An 18234-nucleotide genomic window follows, 5' to 3' on the forward strand; every position below is an offset into this window, starting at 1 on the left:
CTGGGCCACTTCGCCGGAAGTGGTCCAAACTGGCTGGTGAAGGAGGTGCCCATGCACCGGGTCACGGCCGCCGAACTGGTCCGGCTGCTCGGCGCTTGGCGCGGCGGTGGCCCCACGCTTCCCGCCGCGCTCGCCGCCACGCTGGGCGAGCTGGTCGACTCCGCCGTGCTGCCCGAGGCCGCCGTCCTGCCCGCGCAACGGCCGCTCGCGCGCGCACTGGGTGTCTCCCGGGGCACGGTGACCTCGGCGTACGACCAGCTGGCGGCCGGCGGACGGCTCACGGCCGAGGCCGGCTCCGGTTCGCGGGTGCGCCGGCGCCAGCCCGGTGGCCCGGGCGTGTCCGGTGGCCGGCTCGTTTCGTTCACCGGCTCGGCCGCCCCGGCGGACCTGTCGAGCGGTGCCCTGCCCGGCTCGGCCCTGACCGCCGACGCGCTGGCCGCGCTCGGCCCCGCCGACCTGGAGCCCTATCTCGGCACCGACGGCTACTTCCCCGCCGGCATCCCGCGGCTGCGGGCCACGATCGCGCGGCTGCTCACCGACGACGGCGTGCCCACCGGCCCCGAGCAGGTGCTGGTGACCGCGGGCGCCCAGCAGGCCGTGTGGCTCGTGGCGAACACGCTGGTCACGGCGGGCGACCTGGTCGTGGTGGAGGAACCGAGCTACCGCGGCGCGCTCGAGGCGTTCGCCGGGGCCGGGACCCGGCTGCGGGGTATCCGCTGGACGGCCGACGGAATCGACCGCGACCAGCTGCGAGCGGCGCTGCGCCGCTCCCCCGCGCTGCTGTACTGCCAGCCGTCCGTGCACAACCCGACCGGCGAGCGGATGCCCGCGGCGGCGCGGCGCGAGCTCGGCAAGCTGATCACCGCCGCGGGCCTGCGCACGGTGGAGGACCGCAGCAGCGCCGATCTGGCGTTCCGCGGGCCTGCGCCGGGGCTGGCCGCGCACGTGCCGCCGGAGCTGCTGGTGAGCATCGGCACCGCGTCGAAGCTGTTCTGGGGCGGCGTGCGGATCGGGTGGATCCGCGCGGACGCGCCGACGATCGCACGGCTGACCGAGGCGCGCAAAGCGATCGACCTGGGGTGCTCGGTCGTCGACCAGCTGCTCGCCGCCGGGTTGCTGCGCCGCGTGGCCGAGGCCCGCGAGGCGCGGCGCGCGCTGCTCGCCGCGCGCTGGGAGTCCACTGTGGACGTCCTCGGCCGCGTGGTCCCGCACTGGCGCTGGACGACACCGGCCGGCGGCACCGGGCTGTGGGCCGACACCGGCGAAGACGCCGTGCGCCTCGCGCAGCGCGCGCTCGCCGCGGGGGTGAAACTGGCGCCGGGGCCCGCGTTTTCGGTCTACGACGGGTTCCGGACCCACCTGCGCCTGCCGCTGTGGCACGCGCCGCGAGACCTGGAGCCGGTGCTCGCCTCGCTGCGGTGACTCAGCGGCCCAGCTCGCCGCGCCAGCGCGCGAGCCGCCCGGCCCGGTCGACGGCGCGGATCCGGCGCTCGGTCGCGTCGCGGACGCCGGCCGTGGTGACCACCAGCAGCTGGTCGTCCTCCTGCAGGCGGCTGGTCTTCTGCGGCGTGAACCCGGAACCACGGCGGACCACGAGGCTCACGGTGGCGCCGACAGGCAGGCCGAGCTCGGAGATGTACACGCCGTGCAGCTTCGAGCCCTTCTGGATGCGCACCTGCAGCAGCTCGGCGCCGAGCTCGTCGAGCGGCGCCGCGTCGACCTCGATCTCCTGGGCCTCGGCGCTCTTCGTGAGCCCGAGCCAGCGGGCGAACGGCCCGAGCGTGGCCCCCTGCAGCAACGTGAGCACGATGACCAGCACGAACACCGCGTCGACGAGCCGGCTCGCACCGGGCACGCCCTGCGAGAGCGGGATCATCGCGAGCACGATCGGCACGGCGCCGCGCAGGCCCGCCCACGAGAGGAACGTCCGCTCCCGCCACGGCAGCCGGAACGGCAGCAGCGAGATCACCACCGACAGCGGCCGCGCGAGCAGCAGCACCACCGCGCCCGCGACGAGACCGGGCACCAGCGTCTCCAGCAGCCGGCTCGGCGACGCGAACAGCCCGAGCAGCACGAACAGCCCGATCTGCGCGAGCCAGCCGAGGCCTTCGGCGAACGAGAGCGTGTCGGAGCGGTGCGGCAGCTTGGAGTTGCCCAGCACCAGCCCGGCGACGTAGGTGGCGAGCAGCCCGGACGCGTGGGCCAGCTGACCGGAGGAGTACGCGAGGATGCACACGGCCACCGTGGCCAGGGGGTACAGGCCGGTGGCCGGCAGCGCGGCCCGGCGCAGCGCCATCGCGCCGAGCCAGCCGAACAGCAAACCGATCACGAGCCCGGCGGCGAGCTCGTAAACGACCAACAGCGGCAGGGTCCAGCCCACTGTGTCCCCCGACGCGAGCACGATCACCGCGATGTACGCGGGCGCGTCGTTGAGGCCGGACTCCAGCTCCAGCGTGCCGACGAGTTTCGGGCGCAGCCCCACCGAACGCAGCACCGAGAACACCGCCGCCGCGTCGGTCGACGCGAGCACCGAGCCCCACAGCAGCGCGAGCCGCCAGTCGAGCCCGAGCAGCCAGTGCAGCGCCGCGCCGGTCACCGCGATGCTCACGACCACGGCCACTGTGGACAGCAGGATCCCCGGCCCCAGCGAGGGTTTCACGGCCTGCCACCGCGTGGTGAGCCCGCCTTCGGTGAGGATCATGACGAGCGCGGCGAGCCCGAGCGACTGCGTGAGGCCGGGATTGTCGAACTGGATGCCGATGCCCGATTCGCCCAGCGCCACGCCGATGCCGAGGTACAGCAGCAGCGACGGCAGGCCCAGCCGGATCGACACGCGCACGGCGACCACCGACGCGAGCAGCACCACTCCGCCGACGCCGAGCAGCAGGGGAAGCTGATCCATCTCCGCCCCCTCCGGTCGCCGTGGGCTTCCAGGATAGAGAGACGGGGGCGTTCACCCGTTCGTGCACCACCGGACAACTCGGGCAAAGTGGTGTGTTAGGACACTCGGTCGCCACCCAGTGTCGCCAGATCGACACCGAGTGCGGCGAACGGCTTCTCCGCGGCCGGCTTCAGCCGCACCGCGCGTTGCCGGTCCCGGGTCACCCATCCCGCGTCGACGGCCCGCGCCAGGATCGCCGCGGGGAGGGCGCCGGCGAGGTGGTCGCGCCGCTCCGTCCAATCCAGACAGTCGCGCAGCAGCGGGCGCCGGCCGCGTTCCGGCACGGCGACCCCGATCTCGTCGAGCACCTCGCGCCCGGCCGCCGTCAGTGTCAGCCCGTCGCCGGTGCCGACGATCCCCTTGGCGATCAAGCCTTCGCGCAAGGCGACGCCGACGGTTCCGGCGAGGTGGTCGTAGCAGCTGCGCGCGAAACTCAGCCGCTGCGTGCGCAACGACGCCTTCAGCCCGACCGGTTCGCGGTGCTCGGCGTGCTGCGCCAGGTGCTCGATCAGCTCGGCGACGCGCGGGTCGGCGATGCGGACGTACGCATGCCGGCCCTGCTTCACCCGGGCGACGAACCCGGCGTCGTGCAGCCGCGTCACGTGCTCGCTCGCGGTCGACACCGCGATCCGCGCCGCCGCGGCCAGCTCGCTGATCGTCCAGGCGCGCCCGTCGAGCAGGGCGAGGCACATCGTCGCCCGGCTCGGGTCGGCGAGCACCGCGGCCACCTCGGCCAGCGCGACGGTCTCCATGCCCCCACCGTAGGAGCCCGACGCTTCGGCCGCCGCCGAAGCGCTATTTCAGGTGTCGTTTCACGCGTGTCATTTCACGCCGGCGAGGAACTTCGCGCCGAGCGTCACGGCCGGGCCGGAGTCGTTGCCGCCCTCCAGGAACACGCAGAACGCGACATCACCGCGGTAGCCCACGAACCAGCCGTGCGCCTCGGCGCCGTCGCCGAACTGCGCGGTGCCGGTCTTGCCGTAGACGGTGCCCGAGCGCGCCAGGCCGGTCGCGGTGCCGCCCGTGACGACCTCGCGCATCATCGAGCGCACCGAGGCCAGCACGCTCGCGGGCGGCGCGTGGTAGCCGTCGTTGACGGTCGTGGCGGAATCGGCGTCCAGCCACAGCTTCGGCGTCACCGCCTTGCCCGCGGCCACCGTCGCGGCCATCACCGCCTCACCGAAGGGGCTGACCTGCACGGTGCCCTGGCCGATGCCGTCCTCCACCTGCTCGTCGGCGCTGCCGGCGGCGCCGACCTTGCCCATCTCGGTGGTGAGGCCGGGGATGTCGAAGTCGGCGTTGAGGCCGTACTGGCTCGCGGCGTTGGCGAGCGCGTCCGGCGGCAACTGCGAGGCGAGCTGGCCGAAGGAGGTGTTGCACGAATGCGCGAACGCGCGGTGCACGGTGGTCGTGCCGAGGTCGAAGCCCTCGTTGGAGATCGTGCGGGTGCCGATCCGCGCCGTGAGCGGGCACGCCACCTGCGAGTCCTTCGTGACGACGCCGGCCTCCAGCGCCGCCGTCGCGGTCGCGATCTTGAACGTCGAGCCCGGCGCGTACAGGCCGTTCAGCGCCGAGGGGCCGGTGCCCGCCGCCGCGTTCTGCGCCACCGCGAGCACCCCGCCGTTGGACGGCTGGATCGCCACGATCACGGCCTTGCCGCGGTAGGAGTCGACGGCCGCCTGCGCCGCCTTCTGCACGGAAACGCTCACTGTGGACTTCACTGCCTGCTGCCCGCTTTCGGTCTTGCCGAAGAGCGTTTCCAGCGCCTTGCCCGAGGTGTCGACCCGCTCCACCGCGAAGGTGTCGGACGGCGTCGACGTGCCCTGTCCGGTCAGCGCCTGCGTGAGCAGCGGGAACTTCGCGGCGGGATCCAGGTGCGTGCCACCCGGTCCGCTGATGACCACGGGCTTGCCGTCGCGGTCCACCACCACGGCCTCGTCGGCCGCCGCGGTCGCGATCACGAGCCGCTGCCCGGCCTGCAGCTTCGGGTGCAGCGCGGCGGGGGCCCAGTGCACGCGCCAGCTGTCGCCGGAGTGCACGAGGTCGAGGCTGCCGTCGTAGGACCACACGTGGCCGGGGCCGAGGTCCCAGGTCAGGGTGTACGCGGCGGTGCTCTTCGGCGCGTTCGCGGCGGCGTCGCTCACCTTGCCGAGCTTGGCCTGCAGCCCGTCCGGTTTGAGCGTGTCCCAGGCGTCGCGCAGTGCGGCGGCCGCGCCGTGCGGGTCGTCGGTCAGCAGGCTCGCGTCGTCGGTGTCGTGGCCCGCGAAGTCCTTCAGGTAGAGCTGCGCCGCCGACGTCGGATCCGGGGCGACCGGTCCCGCCGCGACCGAGGTCCCGGTCGGCTCGGCCGCCGCCTCGGGCGCCGGCGAACCGCCGGTCAACAACACCACGGCCGCCACCACGATCGCGACCATCGCGACCGCGCCCCCGATCAGGACGGCTCTCTTACCGGCAGGACTCACTTGTGACTCTCCCCCAGGCCCGTGCGTCGTGCGCGCACTCGGCCCAGCTTGCCCATCGCTGACGGACAAGGAGCGTTACAGGTGAGAAAGCGGCCGTCCCGACGCCGATTCGTGATCAACGCCGGGACGGCCGGTTCGCTACGCCTTCTCGACCGCCACGCGGACCTTCACGCCGTCGCCGACCGTGCCCTCGAAGCCCTCGGGAGCGTCGCCGTAGGTCACCGAGGTGGCCAGCGTTTCCGAGGCCACGAACTCCTCGAACTTGCGCACCGCGGCCACGACCTCGTCCGGCGCGTCGACCGTGAGCGCGATGCGGTCGGACACGTCGAGGCCGGCCTCGCGGCGCGCCTGCTGCACCACGCGCACCAGGTCGCGGGCGACGCCCTCGTCGGCCAGGTCCGCCGTGACCTCGGTGTCGAGCTGCACCAGCCCGGACCCGCCCGGCAGCTCGGCCGCCGCGCCGCCGTCCTTGGCCACGAGCCGCCGCTCGTACTCGCCGTCGAGCAGCTCGATCCCGGCCGCCACCACGACACCGCCCGGGTTCGTGGTCCAGTCGCCCGCCTTCACGGCCTTGATGACCTTCTGCACGTCCTTGCCCAGGCGCGGCCCGGCCGCCCGCGCGTTCACGGCGACCTCGAACGAGCCGTGCGCCGCGACGTCGGTGGTCAGCTCCACCGACTTCACGTTCACCTCGTCACGCAGGATGTCGGTGAACTCGCGCAGCGCCTCCACGTCCTCGGCCGCGACCAGCAGCTTCGCCAGCGGCAGCCGCACGCGCAGCTTGTTGGCCTTGCGCAGCGACAGCGCCGTCGACGCCACCTGCCGCACGCGGTCCATGGCCGTGACCAGCGCCGCGTCGGCCGGCAGGTCGAGCGAGCTCGGCCAGTCGGTCAGGTGCACCGAACGGCCGCCGGTGAGGCCGCGCCACACCGTCTCGGTCGTGAGCGGCAGCAGCGGCGCGACGACGCGGGAGGTCACCTCCAGCACCGTGTGCAGCGTGTCGATCGCGTCCTGGTCACCCGCCCAGAACCGGTCGCGCGAACGGCGCACGTACCAGTTCGTGAGCACCTCCAGGAAGTCGCGCACGGTCTGGCACGCGCCGGCGATGTCGTAGTTGTCCAGCGCGTACTCGACGTCCGTCACGAGCTCGTGGGTCTTCGCGAGCACGTACCGGTCGAGCAGGTGCGTGGAATCCGTGCGCCACTGGCCTTCCACGCCCTCGGCGTTGGCGTAGAGGGCGAGGAAGTAGTACGAGTTCCACAGCGGCAGCACGGCCTGGCGCACCGCGTCGCGGATGCCCCGGTCGGTGACGACGAGGTTGCCGCCGCGCAGGATCGGGCTCGCCATGAGGTACCAGCGCATGGCGTCGGACCCGTCGCGGTCGAACACCTCGGTCACGTCCGGGTAGTTCCGCAGCGACTTCGACATCTTCTGCCCGTCGGAGCCGAGCACGATGCCGTGGCTGATGCAGGTGCGGAACGCCGGCCGGTCGAACAACGCCGTCGCGAGCACGTGCAGCAGGTAGAACCAGCCGCGCGTCTGCCCGATGTACTCCACGATGAAGTCGCTCGGGTAGTGGTGCTCGAACCACTCGGCGTTCTCGAACGGGTAGTGCACCTGGGCGTACGGCATCGAGCCCGAGTCGAACCACACGTCGAGGACCTCGGGCACGCGGCGCATGGTGGACCGCCCGGTCGGGTCGTCCGGGTTGGGCCGGGTCAGCTCGTCGATGTACGGGCGGTGCAGGTTGTCCAGGCGCACGCCGAAATCGCGCTCCAGCTCGTCGAGCGAGCCGTAGACGTCGGTGCGCGGGTAGGTCGGGTCGTCCGACTGCCAGACGGGGATCGGCGAACCCCAGTAACGGTTCCGGGAGATCGACCAGTCGCGGGCGTTCTCCAGCCACTTGCCGAACTGGCCGTCCTTGACGTTGTCCGGGTACCACGTGATCTGCTGGTTGAGCTCGACCATGCGGTCCTTGAACTGCGTCACCGCGACGAACCACGACGACACCGCGCGGTAGATCAGCGGGTTGCGGCAGCGCCAGCAGTGCGGGTAGGGGTGCTCGTAGGTTTCGTGGCGCAGCAGGATCGGGCCCTGCTGCTCGGCGGAACCCGTGCCGTTCTTGAGGTCGCGGATGATGTTCGGGTTGGCCTCGAACACCTGCTGGCCCTCGTAGTCGGGCACGGTCGCGTCGAAGCGGCCGCGCGCGTCGACCGGGGTGGCCGGCGTGATGCCCGCGGCGTCGGTGACGACCTTGTCCTCTTCACCGTAGGCGGGCGCGATGTGCACGACACCGGTGCCGTCTTCGGTGGTGACGTAATCCGCCGACAAGATCCGGTGCGCGTTCTCGCGGCCGAGGAAGTACGGGAACGGTGGGGCGTAACGGTTTCCGAGCAGCTGCGCCCCCGTGTAGTGCGCCACGACGGTCGGCTCCTCGCCGAGCTCGCGCGCGTACGCGCCGACGCGGGCTTCGGCGAGCAGGAACCGCTTGCCGGGGAAGTTCTCGCTCTCGACCACGACGTAACGCACCTCGGGGTGCACGGCGGTGGCGAGGTTCGACGGCAGCGTCCACGGCGTCGTCGTCCAGATGAGCAGGTAGGTGCCGTCGAGCTCGTTCCCGTTGCCCTCCAAGCGGAACCCGACCGTGACGGCCGGGTCCTGGCGGGTGCGGTAGACGTCGTCGTCCATGCGCAGCTCGTGGTTGGACAGCGGCGTCTCGTCGCGCCAGCAGTAGGGCAGCACGCGGTAGCCCTCGTACACCAGCCCCTTGTCCCACAGCTGCTTGAACGCCCAGATGACCGACTCCATGTAGGGCAGGTCGAGCGTCTTGTAGTCGTTGTCGAAGTCGACCCAGCGCGCCTGGCGGGTGACGTACTCCTCCCACTCCTTGGTGTAGCGCAGCACGGACTCGCGGGAAGCCTCGTTGAACTTGGCGACCCCCATCGCCTCGATCTCTTCCTTCTCCGTGATCCCGAGCTGGCGCATCGCCTCGAGCTCGGCGGGCAGGCCGTGGGTGTCCCAGCCGAACCGGCGGTCGACGTGCTTGCCCTTCATCGTCTGGTAGCGCGGGACGATGTCCTTCACGTACCCGGTGAGCAGGTGCCCGTAGTGCGGCAGCCCGTTGGCGAACGGCGGGCCGTCGTAGAACACGTACTCGTTGTCGCCGTTCTCCCCGGCCGGGCGCGCGGCGATCGAGGCCTGGAACGTCCGATCCGTCTCCCAGTACTCGAGCACGCGCTGCTCCAGCGCGGGGAACGACGGCTGCGACGGGACCGTGGTGTCTCCGGTCTCTCCGTCGAGCTGGGCCTTCGGGTACATCGGGGTGCGCTCCTTGCGTTCGTCGCTCGCGTACGGACGACCGGCGCCTACCGGTCACCCACACGGGGACGAGACGCTCGCGCGTCACGCGGTACCACCCCGCTTGCCCGGCGGTGCCGCTGCCGGGCCACTCGTTCGTCGGCTGTGACGGGCCGCCCCGTCCGGTTCTACTGGGGACGCCCGCGTCCCGTTCTTCCGGAGGCTCCCCGGTGATGGCCGGATCGACGCCTTGCTGATACCAGGTTAGCCCGAGCGCGCAACCACGTTTGCGGTGACCCGGGGTCCGGTCGTGACGGGCGTGCAAAGCCGCGCCGGCCGGCGTCACCGCTGTGTGCGGCGGGCGCGCACGTACGCGATCCAGTAGAACGCCGCGTTGGCCGTCCAGAGCACCAGGCAGAAGACGTTGAACCACGCCGTGACCGGTCCGAGGACGGTGAACAACCCCACGGCCGGCCAGCCGACCGCCAACGTCGTGTACACCGAGGCCACGAGCAGCGCGGTCTTCCGCGGCATCGGCCACGGCACGAACCACCTCGCCGCCCGTCCCGTCAACGAACCCTCCCGTCGCGTGCCGCGCTCCTCCACAACGTGCCCCGAGCCCGGAGAGGCCAACCTGTTCCATTCGCACCAGTGGCCCGGGGGCCGGTCGTGACGGCGGCGAGGGCCGCGGCGGCGAGCCACAGGGCGGCGGAGAGGACGCCGAGGGCGTGGAGGCCGTGGGCGAAGGTCGTGCGGTGTGTGGGATCTCCTGCCACGGCGCCGAAAACGGCGACGCCGAGGGCGCCCGCGGCTTGGCGCGCGGCGTTGTTCACGCCGCCGGCGATGCCCGCGCGTTCGGGCGGGGCGTCGGTGACGGCCGCCGTGACGACGGCGGCGGTGAGCAGGCCCATGCCGGCGCCGAGGCCGAGGAGGTGGGCAGGAGAGTCGGATACGTGTCGACGCGGAGGAGTCCGAAGAGACCGAGAGCGCCGAGGACAAGCCCGGCGATGATCGGCGGGCGGGGGCCGAGTTTGGCGGTGAGGCGGCCGCTGAGCGGGCCGAGCAGGACCAGCGGCAGGAAGAGCGGCAGCAGGGCGAGCCCGGCGTCGAGCGGTTCGAGGTGCAGCACGCTCTGCAGGTAGAGGGTGAAGACGAGAACCGAGCCGAGGCCGACGAAGTTCATGGCGGCGGAGATGACGGTGGCGCCCGCGGTGCGGCGGGATTTGAGCAGACCCAGCGGCAGCATCGGGGCTTCGGAGCGGTGTTCGATCACGAGGAAGGCGGCTGCCGCGGTCACGGCGATGCCCGCGGCGAGGGGCTGGTGCCCGATGACGGCGTAGACGCCGGCGCCGAGAGCGAGCGCGGCGGTGGCGGCGCCGGGCACGTCGATGCGGCCGGGGGTGCGGCCGGGGGTGCGGCCGGGGGTGCGGCCGGGGGTGCGGCCGGGGGTGCGGCCGGGGGTGCGGGCACCGGGCCCGACCAGCTTGCGCACGGCTAAGGTCGCGGCCACGACGATCGGCACGTTGAGCAGGAAGACGGGCCGCCAGCCGGCGACGGAGACGAGCGCCCCGCCGAGCAGCCGCCCGGCGGGCAGGGCGAGCGCCGACACGCCGGCCCAGACGCCGAGGGCGCAGGCCCGGGTGCCCGGATCGGGACACTGCTGGTTGATCACGGCGAGCGTCCCCGGCAGCAGCAGCGCGGCGCCGATTCCCTGCACGGCCCGGGCGGCGACCAGCCAGGCCGCGGACTGGGCGAACCCGCACGCGGCGGACGCGGCGCCGAACACCACCAGCCCCGTGAGCACCACGCCGCGGTGGCCGAGGACGTCGCCAAGCGCGCCGCCCGCGAGCAGCAGCGCGGCGAGGACGACGGAGTAGCCGTCGACGACCCATTGCAGCGCGCTCAGTCCGGCGTGGAGTTGCTCGCCGAGGGTCGGGAGCGCGACGTTGACGACGGTGAGGTCGAGCTGCACCAGGAACATCCCGGTGCACAGGGTGATCAGGAGCGCCGGTCTCATGGTCTCCAGTGGACCTCGCGGACGCTTCCGTCGCGGTGGAAGTGTCGCGGGGGCACCCTGGACGTCGTGGACGGAGACGCCGACATCGCCGCGACCGCGGCCCTCTTCGCCGACCCGGCGCGGGTGCGCGTGCTGCTCGCCCTGGGCGACGGCCGCGCGCTCGCCGCGTCGGTGCTGGCCGCCGAGGCGGGCCTGTCGGCGCAGGGCGCCAGCTCCCACCTGGCGAAACTGCTGGACGCGGGCCTCGTCACCGCCGAACGCTCCGGACGGCACCGCTTCTACCGCCTCGCCGGCGCGGCCCCGGAGCTGCTGGAGACCCTGGCGCGGTTCTCCCCCGCGCGACCGGTCCGTTCGCTGCGCGAAGGCACGCGCGCGGCCGCGTTGCGCTCGGCGCGGACCTGCTACGACCACGTCGCCGGGCAGCTGGGCGTCGCCATCACGGCGGCTCTCGTCTCACGCGGCGCACTGGCCACTGTGGACGGTGACCCCACCACCGCGAGACGGCCGGGCGACCGGATTTCCTCGCAGCTGCCGGATCATCCGTACGTTCTGGGGCCTGCCGCTCAGACGGTGTTCTCCGCGTTGGGCGTCGACCTCGAGGCGGCTTCCGCGGCGCGGCGGCCGCTGCTGCGCTTCTGTCTGGATTGGAGCGAACAACGGCACCACCTGGCCGGCGCGCTCGGTGCGGCCGTTGCCCAGCGGTTGCTGGACGCCGGCTGGCTGCGCCGCCGCGCCCAGGCCCACCGCGCGGTCCGCCTGACGCCCGCGGGAAGCGCCGCGCTGGGCGAGATCCTGGGTATCTAGCGGCTCGTCAGCGGTGCGCGGCGGCGAGAACGGCGTCGGGGCCGCAGCGCGCACACGGCGTGAAGCCGAGCTGGCGCGCCTCGCCGACGCCGATGGGGATCGTGTCGCGGCCGGAGAGCCAGGGGCAGTCGACGAGGTGGTAGCGGGGGTACTCGTCGACCACCACGACCTCGTCCTCGAGCTCCTTGACGACCGCGAGGTCCTCGGCGCTGGTGTCTTCCTCGGCGGGCGGCGTTTCGCGAACGGGCGGCGCCTTTTCGGCAGCAGCTGCGGTTGCGGTCCCGGCCGTCGCGGCGGTCGCGGCAGTCGCAGTTTCGGCGGTCGCACTGGTCGCCGTGGCCGCCTCACCGGCTGCGGCGCCGTCCGCGGCTTCACTGTCCGCAACAGCCTCGGCCGGCTTCGGCGCGGGCACGGTTTCGGACTCCGTCTCGGACGCCGGCTCGATCTCGGGCTCGGGCACATCGGCCGGATTGCCCAGCTCGCCCCGCGACGGCAGCAACGCGGTCTGCTCGGCATCGAAGTTCTCGACCTCGGCGACCTTCTCGCCACCCTCGGCGGGCGCCCCGACCTCAGCCGGCTCGGGGCGATTGCGCCTCCGCAGCCAGTCCACGAGCAGGATCAGCCCCGCGAGCACCGACAAGCCGATCGAGACCCACGCCCACAGCGAGCTTGCCGTGATGAGCGCCGTGACGAGCAGCGCGAGCGCCGCCAGCACCAGAACGAGGACGATGTAGAGCACGCTGAATTACAGCACGCGAAACCCGGATCCCGGGTCACGACCCGCCCACGCCGGGTACCGCACCGGCTGCATTCCGTGGCCACCCCGCCACCACCGCTGCCCCCAAGATCCACCCCACCCCGGCGACGCCCACCTCACCCGCTCACCGGGACACCCAGTCGCCCAGTGGTTGATCATCTGCGCCGAACCGCACAAACCGTCAATCCACCCCACCACCGCACTCACCGGGCAAACCCGCCTCCGCCGACCGTCGGCCGTCGACGCGGTCTCCGCCAGACTCGCCGAACCCGCACCGCGCGACCCGGCGGCCCCATCACTCCGCCCGGCTGCGCTCGACGAGCCTCGGGGCCTTCGGGGAACACTTGCCGGCCGTGGGTCGCTACTCGCCGAGTCGGCCCACTCGCGGTGATCCGGCCGGCGAGGCTCAAGTCACCGAAAGTCGATCCGGACCCCGGGCGCGTCGCCGACCCGCAGAACCAACCGTTCGCGCCCCGGTCTCGCACAGCGCGAGCGGTCCAGCGCGCTCCGTGCGCACGACCCCTAAATACCACCGGAAAATCGCCAGGCCACCCGGAGAAACTGGTGATCAAGGTCAGCCCGAACGGGCAGTTTCCCGGCCCGAAAAGCCCACCCCGGAATTCACCACCGCGACATTCCGTGCGCATTCCATCACCGAATGCGCAGGGGCATTTCTGGGTCACCAAAACGGCCGATCACGAATTGCCACCGGCCGACTACCGAAAATGGGGAAACCGCAGGACGCTCGGCCCTTCGAGGCGCATGACGAAGCCCCGCCTGATCCCGGAAACCCGGATCAGGCGGGGCGTCAGCCAACGTCAGACGAGCGAGGAACCTCAGCCGGCTTCGGCGCGGGGGCCGAACGAGTAGCCCTGGCCGCTGCTGGAGCCGGAGGACTGGCCCGAGTTCGACGACGCCGAGGCCGGGGCCGCGGAGCCGCGATCGTCGAGTTCGCGCAGCTGGGACTCGAGGAAGCCGCGCAGGCGAGTGCGGTACTCGCGCTCGATGGTGCGCAGCTCTTCGATCTTCTTGCCCAGCGAGCCCTTCTCGGCGTTCAGGTTGTTCATCGTCTCGGTGTACTTGCGCTGCGACTCGCGTTCCATGGTGGTCGCCTTGTCGCGCGCCTGGCGCTCGAGCGTCTCGGCGCGCGTGCGCGCGTCGTTCAGCATGGTCTCGGCGCGGGTGCGCGCCTCGTTGACCATCGAGTCGGACTTCGCCCTGGCGTCGGAAAGCAGCTGCTCGGACTTGGTCCGCGCCTCCGCCAGCATGCCGTCGGACTCGGTCTTCGCCTCGGCGGTGAGCCGGTCGGCCATCTCCTGGGCGAGGCCGAGGACCTTGGCGGCCTGAACGTTCGGCTCGCCACTGTCACCGACCATCGAGTGCGCCTGCGTCTGCTCCATCGCCGAGGCCGGCGGCGGCACGGGCGCCAGGCGGCGGGACGGCTCGTCCCGCACCGGCGGAGGACCGCTCACCTTCGCGTTCTCGAGCTCGCTGCGGGTCGACTCCAGCTCGTTGTCGAGCTGTTCGACCTGCTGGCGCAGCTCGTTGTTGTCCTCGATCAACCGGGCAAGCTCGGTCTCCACCAGGTCGAGGAACGCGTCCACCTCGTCCTCGTTGTAGCCCCTCTTGCCGATGGGCGGCTTGCTGAACGCGACGTTATGCACGTCAGCGGGGGTCAACGACATCAGATCACCTCACGCACTCCATGGCCTGCAGGGTCCACCCAAGTTTCCCCGATCACCTGGGAGTTGCCAGTTGCATCGCGAAGAACACAACCAACAGCAGCACCATAATCGATAAGTCCAGTCCCATCCCGCCGATCCGAACCATCGGGATCATTCGCCTGAACAGACGAACCGGCGGGTCGGTCACTGTGTAGATGGTCTCGAGCGTGACCGCAACCCCTCCGGCGGGACGCCACTCTCGTGCGAAGGTCCGCACGAGCTCGATCACGATACGCGCCGTCAACAGAAGCCAGAAGGCGAACAGCACGTACCAGACCACCAGCCACACAGCATTCACTCGACCACTCTAGCGGGGGACGCCGGGGGAAGTCGCAGCCAGCGGCCCCGGCGTGGCGCCGAGTCGACAAAATCACGTCTGGCTGCGCCCAGCGGTCCGCCGGACTTCAGCCGCACTTCACCCGCGCAGGAAAAGCCCGCCCTCGGCGATCCGCCGGCGGTCCTCCGCGGTCACGTCGACATCCGGCGGTGAGAGAAGGAACACCTTGTTGGTGACCTTGTCCATCGACCCCCGGAGCGCGAACGCGAGCCCCGCGGCGAAGTCGACGAGCCGCTTGGCGTCCGCGTTCTCCATCTCCGTGAGGTTGATGATCACGGGGATGCCCTCGCGGTAGTGCTCGCCGATCGCGCGCGCCTCGACGTAGCTCGTCGGGTGCAGCGTGGTGATGCGGCTCAACGGATCGCGGACGGGTGCGCGCACGGGCTCGGTGACCGGCCGCAGCCGGGCGACGGGCTCGGGCTGGCGGTCCACGGCGAGAGCGCCGTGCGTGGTCGGTTCCGCAGCGGTGACCGACCGTGAGCGAGTCCGCGGAGCGGGCTCGTCGTACGTGTCATCGGCCTCGCGGTACCGTGAGCGCGATCGCGCCGGCGGCTCGTCGTAGGAGTCGTACTCGTCGTCGTAGTCACGCCGGTAATCCTCGTCCTCGACGTCGTAGCCGTCCTCGTCCGCGGGCACCATCCCGAAGTAGGCCTTCAGCTTCTGCAGCGCGCTCATGCCTCTCCCTAGCCCTAACCGCTCCCGCACCGTGCTACCCCACCCGACCGATCACGAAACGTGACGGCCACGCGGACTCCCTACGGCGAGGCTAAACCGCGCCCACCGAGCAGCGCGGTTCCGACACGCACACACGTCGAGCCGTGCGTGATCGCCTGTTCGAGATCATGGCTCATCCCGGCGGAGACTTCTGCGGCATTCGGGTGATCTTTGCGAAGTCGCTCCGAGACCTGGGCAAGCAGGGCAAAGGCCCTGCCCGGATCCTCTTCCCGGGGTGCGACAGCCATCACGCCACGCAACCTGAGCTCACCCACGTGAGTGATGTGATCGGCCAGCGCGCCGAGGTCGGACAAGAGCGTGCCACCCCGCGCCGGGTCGCCGTCGAGGCTCACCTGGATCAGCACGTCGAGCGGATCGGACCGCTCCCCCGCCTCCCGCGCGTTGCCGGCCGCGCGGCCCAGCGCATCGGCCAGCCGCGCCGAGTCGACCGACTGGACCTCCGCCGCCCAGCGCACGACCGAACGCGCCTTGTTGCGCTGCAGGCTGCCGACCATGTGCCACCGCGGCGCGGCTTCCGGGCGCAGCTCCCCGACCTCGGCGGCCTTCGGGCCCGCCTCCTGGTCGCGGTTCTCGGCCAGGTTCCGCAGCCCCAGATCCACGAGGAGCGCCGCGTCGGACGCCGGGAAGGTCTTCGTCACCCCCAGCAACCGCACCTCGTCACGCGCGCGTCCCGCGGCCGCGCACGCCGCGGCGATCCGGTCCTCGATCGCGGCCAGCGAGGCCGCGAGCTCGGCGCGCCGCCCGGCCTCCGTCACGCCGCCTCCCGGGTTCCACGTGCAGCCCGAGCGAGCCAGGTGCTCATGCCGCCTCCAGCCATGTGATCCCGGCGATCCGGCCGGTGGTCCCGTCGCGGCGGTAGCTGAAGAGCGTCTTGTCCTCCGCCGTGCACCGCGGATCCACGCCGATGCGCCCGACGCCCAGCCCGGCCAGCTGGCGCCACAGCCCGGCCCGCAGGTCGAGCCCCGGCGTGCCCTGACGGGTCTTGCAGGCGCTGCCGGGCACGTGCTTCTCGACGTCGGCCGCCATGTCGGCGGGCACCTCGTAACACGCGCCGCAGATCGCGGGGCCGAGCAGCGCCTCGATGCGGGACGGTTCGGCGCCGAGGCCGCGCATGGCCGCCACCGCCGCCGGGACCACGCCGATGCGCGCGCCCACGCGTCCGGCGTGCACCGCCGCGACGACGCCCGCCTCGGGGTCGGCCAGCAGCAGCGGCACGCAGTCGGCGACGAGGACCACCAGCGCCACGCCGGGCTTGTCCGTCACCAGCGCGTCGGTGGCCTCCGCGGCGCGGGCCTCGGTGCCGTCCACCACGGTCGCCGTGCGGCCGTGCACCTGCTCCATCCACGCCAGCCGCTCCGGCGCCAGGCCCAGCTCGGAAGCCAGCCGCTCGCGGTTCGCGAACACGTTGCCCTCTTCGTCCCCGACGTGGTCACCGAGGTTGAAGCTGTCGTACGGCGGCCGGGAAGCCCCGCCCGCCCTGGTCGTCACGACTCGTCGTACTCGCACCCGGTCCATCCTTCCAAAACGCGCCGGAACACGCCGAAGGCCACCTCGACGTCGGGTCGAGGTGGCCTTCGGCGTGAACGGGATCCCTAGCGGCGCATGAACGGCGGCACGTCGACCTCGTCGTCCGACGGGTCGTCGTGCACCGTGGCCGGACGGCTCGGCAGGCTGCCGGACGTCGGCCCGGAGCCGATCGGCGAGTAGCCCCGCGAGCCGCCGCCCGGCTGGGGCAGGCCGCCCGGCGGGGTGCCGGGCTGCGGCAGCGGCGGCTGCGTGCGCGGCGGCGCCACCGGGTAGCCGGAGCTGCTCGCCGGCGGCACCGGCGTAGCGCCACCCGACGGCGCGGGCGCCTGGGAGCCGCCGACGTGCCCGGCCGAGGCCGACGCCGTGGTGCCGCCCGAGCGCGAGCCGAACGCCGGCGGGTCGAGCTTCTTGTGCGTGGGGGCGCCGGCGTCGAAACCGGCCGCGATCACCGTGACGCGGACCTCGTCGCCGAGGGAGTCGTCGATGATCGTGCCGAAGATGATGTTGGCGTCGGGGTGCGCCGACTCCTGCACCAGCGACGCGGCCTCGTTGATCTCGAACAGGCCCAGGTCGGAGCCGCCCGCGATCGACAGCAGCGCGCCGTGGGCGCCGTCCATCGACGCCTCCAGCAGCGGCGAGTTGATCGCCTTCTCCGCCGCCTGGATGGCGCGGCCCTCACCGCGAGCGGACCCTATGCCCATGAGCGCGGAGCCCGCGCCGGACATCACGCTCTTCACGTCGGCGAAGTCGAGGTTGATCAGACCGGGCGTGGTGATCAGATCGGTGATGCCCTGGACACCGGACAGCAGCACCTCGTCGGCGGAGCGGAACGCGTCCATGAGGGACACGCCGATGTCGCCGAGCTGCAGCAGCCGGTCGTTCGGGATGACGATCAGCGTGTCGCACTCGTTGCGCAGCGACTGGATGCCGTCCTCGGCCTGCTTGCCGCGGCGCTTGCCCTCGAAGGTGAACGGGCGGGTCACCACGCCGATGGTCAGCGCGCCCAGCTTGCGGGCGATCTGCGCGACGACGGGCGCGCCGCCGGTGCCGGTGCCACCACCTTCGCCGGCGGTCACGAACACCATGTCGGCGCCCTTGATGACCTCTTCGATCTCCTCGCGGTGGTCCTCGGCAGCCTTCTGCCCCACCTCGGGGGCGGCGCCGGCACCGAGGCCGCGGGTCAGTTCCCGGCCGATGTCGAGCTTGACGTCGGCGTCGGACATGAGCAGTGCTTGCGCGTCGGTGTTCACCGCGATGAACTCGACACCCTTGAGGCCGACCTCGATCATCCGGTTCACGGCGTTCACGCCGCCGCCGCCGATGCCGACGACCTTGATCACCGCAAGGTAGTTGTGCGGGGGCGTCATCGTGGCCGCCTTCCTGATCGTGATGTGCTCGTGCTGCCCACCGGGGCCGCAACCCTCACCCTCAACCCGAGAATGAGAGTTATGTCAACCACCGGCGTTAGAGCAGGACGGTAGGCACCGGGCAGGCTCTAATCCAGTAGCCACGCCGTGTGCGGCAAAGGTGTTTTGCCACAACGCGAACGACGGCGCAAGGCCGGGAACCCGATCACCCCGTGATCCACTCGTCTGCTATGGCACCGGGAAAACGCCAGAGCGGCGGCACCGGC

General features: G+C 72.1%; 15 protein-coding genes. 2 read left to right on the forward strand and 13 right to left on the reverse strand.

What is annotated here, in order from left to right:
- The first annotated feature begins 51 nt into the window (after positions 1-51).
- Positions 52-1422 carry a PLP-dependent aminotransferase family protein gene (locus AB0878_RS22195; RefSeq protein WP_366582149.1) on the forward strand — a complete coding sequence of 457 codons (1371 nt, stop codon included), beginning with the start codon at positions 52-54 and terminating at the stop codon, positions 1420-1422.
- A 1-nt stretch (position 1423) separates the two neighbouring features.
- Here AB0878_RS22195 and AB0878_RS22200 read toward each other — a convergent pair whose 3' ends face one another.
- The 6 genes from AB0878_RS22200 to AB0878_RS22225 form a co-directional block, all read right to left on the reverse strand.
- Positions 1424-2902, reverse strand: a complete 1479-nt coding sequence (locus tag AB0878_RS22200; RefSeq protein ID WP_366582150.1) for a potassium/proton antiporter — start codon at positions 2900-2902, stop codon at positions 1424-1426.
- Between the two features lie 95 nt (positions 2903-2997).
- The gene (locus AB0878_RS22205) at positions 2998-3693 is read right to left on the reverse strand and encodes a helix-turn-helix domain-containing protein (RefSeq protein WP_366582151.1); all 696 of its coding nucleotides are present in this window, start codon (positions 3691-3693) and stop codon (positions 2998-3000) included.
- A 69-nt stretch (positions 3694-3762) separates the two neighbouring features.
- Positions 3763-5403, reverse strand: a complete 1641-nt coding sequence (locus AB0878_RS22210) for a penicillin-binding transpeptidase domain-containing protein (protein WP_366582152.1) — start codon at positions 5401-5403, stop codon at positions 3763-3765.
- A 138-nt stretch (positions 5404-5541) separates the two neighbouring features.
- Positions 5542-8721, reverse strand: a complete 3180-nt coding sequence (gene ileS, locus AB0878_RS22215; protein WP_366582153.1) for an isoleucine--tRNA ligase — start codon at positions 8719-8721, stop codon at positions 5542-5544.
- Between the two features lie 321 nt (positions 8722-9042).
- A complete protein-coding gene (locus tag AB0878_RS22220) occupies positions 9043-9246 on the reverse strand; it encodes a hypothetical protein (protein ID WP_366582154.1) in 204 nt (67 codons plus the stop codon).
- Between the two features lie 283 nt (positions 9247-9529).
- A complete protein-coding gene (locus AB0878_RS22225; protein WP_366582155.1) occupies positions 9530-10717 on the reverse strand; it encodes an MFS transporter in 1188 nt (395 codons plus the stop codon).
- A 66-nt stretch (positions 10718-10783) separates the two neighbouring features.
- Here AB0878_RS22225 and AB0878_RS22230 point away from each other — a divergent pair, with 66 nt between their 5' ends.
- A complete protein-coding gene (locus tag AB0878_RS22230) occupies positions 10784-11521 on the forward strand; it encodes a helix-turn-helix transcriptional regulator (protein WP_366582156.1) in 738 nt (245 codons plus the stop codon).
- 7 nt (positions 11522-11528) lie between these two features.
- Here the strand turns inward: AB0878_RS22230 and AB0878_RS22235 are convergent, their stop codons facing one another.
- From AB0878_RS22235 to ftsZ, 7 genes are all read right to left on the reverse strand, one after another.
- The gene (locus AB0878_RS22235; protein WP_366582157.1) at positions 11529-12260 is read right to left on the reverse strand and encodes a hypothetical protein; all 732 of its coding nucleotides are present in this window, start codon (positions 12258-12260) and stop codon (positions 11529-11531) included.
- Positions 12261-13114: 854 nt separating this feature from the next.
- Complete coding sequence (locus AB0878_RS22240; protein WP_364052366.1) at positions 13115-13963, reverse strand: DivIVA domain-containing protein; 849 nt, start codon at positions 13961-13963, stop codon at positions 13115-13117.
- Between the two features lie 52 nt (positions 13964-14015).
- Positions 14016-14291 carry a YggT family protein gene (locus tag AB0878_RS22245; protein WP_091616814.1) on the reverse strand — a complete coding sequence of 92 codons (276 nt, stop codon included), beginning with the start codon at positions 14289-14291 and terminating at the stop codon, positions 14016-14018.
- Between the two features lie 126 nt (positions 14292-14417).
- On the reverse strand, positions 14418-15014 hold the full coding sequence (gene sepF / locus AB0878_RS22250; RefSeq protein WP_366582158.1) for a cell division protein SepF: 597 nt from the start codon (positions 15012-15014) through the stop codon (positions 14418-14420).
- Positions 15015-15094: 80 nt separating this feature from the next.
- A complete protein-coding gene (locus AB0878_RS22255) occupies positions 15095-15829 on the reverse strand; it encodes a YggS family pyridoxal phosphate-dependent enzyme (RefSeq protein WP_366582159.1) in 735 nt (244 codons plus the stop codon).
- 43 nt (positions 15830-15872) lie between these two features.
- Positions 15873-16580, reverse strand: a complete 708-nt coding sequence (gene pgeF / locus AB0878_RS22260) for a peptidoglycan editing factor PgeF (protein ID WP_366582160.1) — start codon at positions 16578-16580, stop codon at positions 15873-15875.
- Positions 16581-16666: 86 nt separating this feature from the next.
- Positions 16667-17968: a cell division protein FtsZ gene (gene ftsZ / locus AB0878_RS22265; protein ID WP_366582161.1), complete on the reverse strand. Its 1302-nt coding sequence runs from the start codon at positions 17966-17968 to the stop codon at positions 16667-16669.
- Positions 17969-18234 lie beyond the last annotated feature (266 nt).

The sequence above is a fragment of the Amycolatopsis sp. NPDC047767 genome (assembly GCF_040704195.1).
In the GTDB taxonomy this organism is placed as follows: domain Bacteria; phylum Actinomycetota; class Actinomycetes; order Mycobacteriales; family Pseudonocardiaceae; genus Amycolatopsis.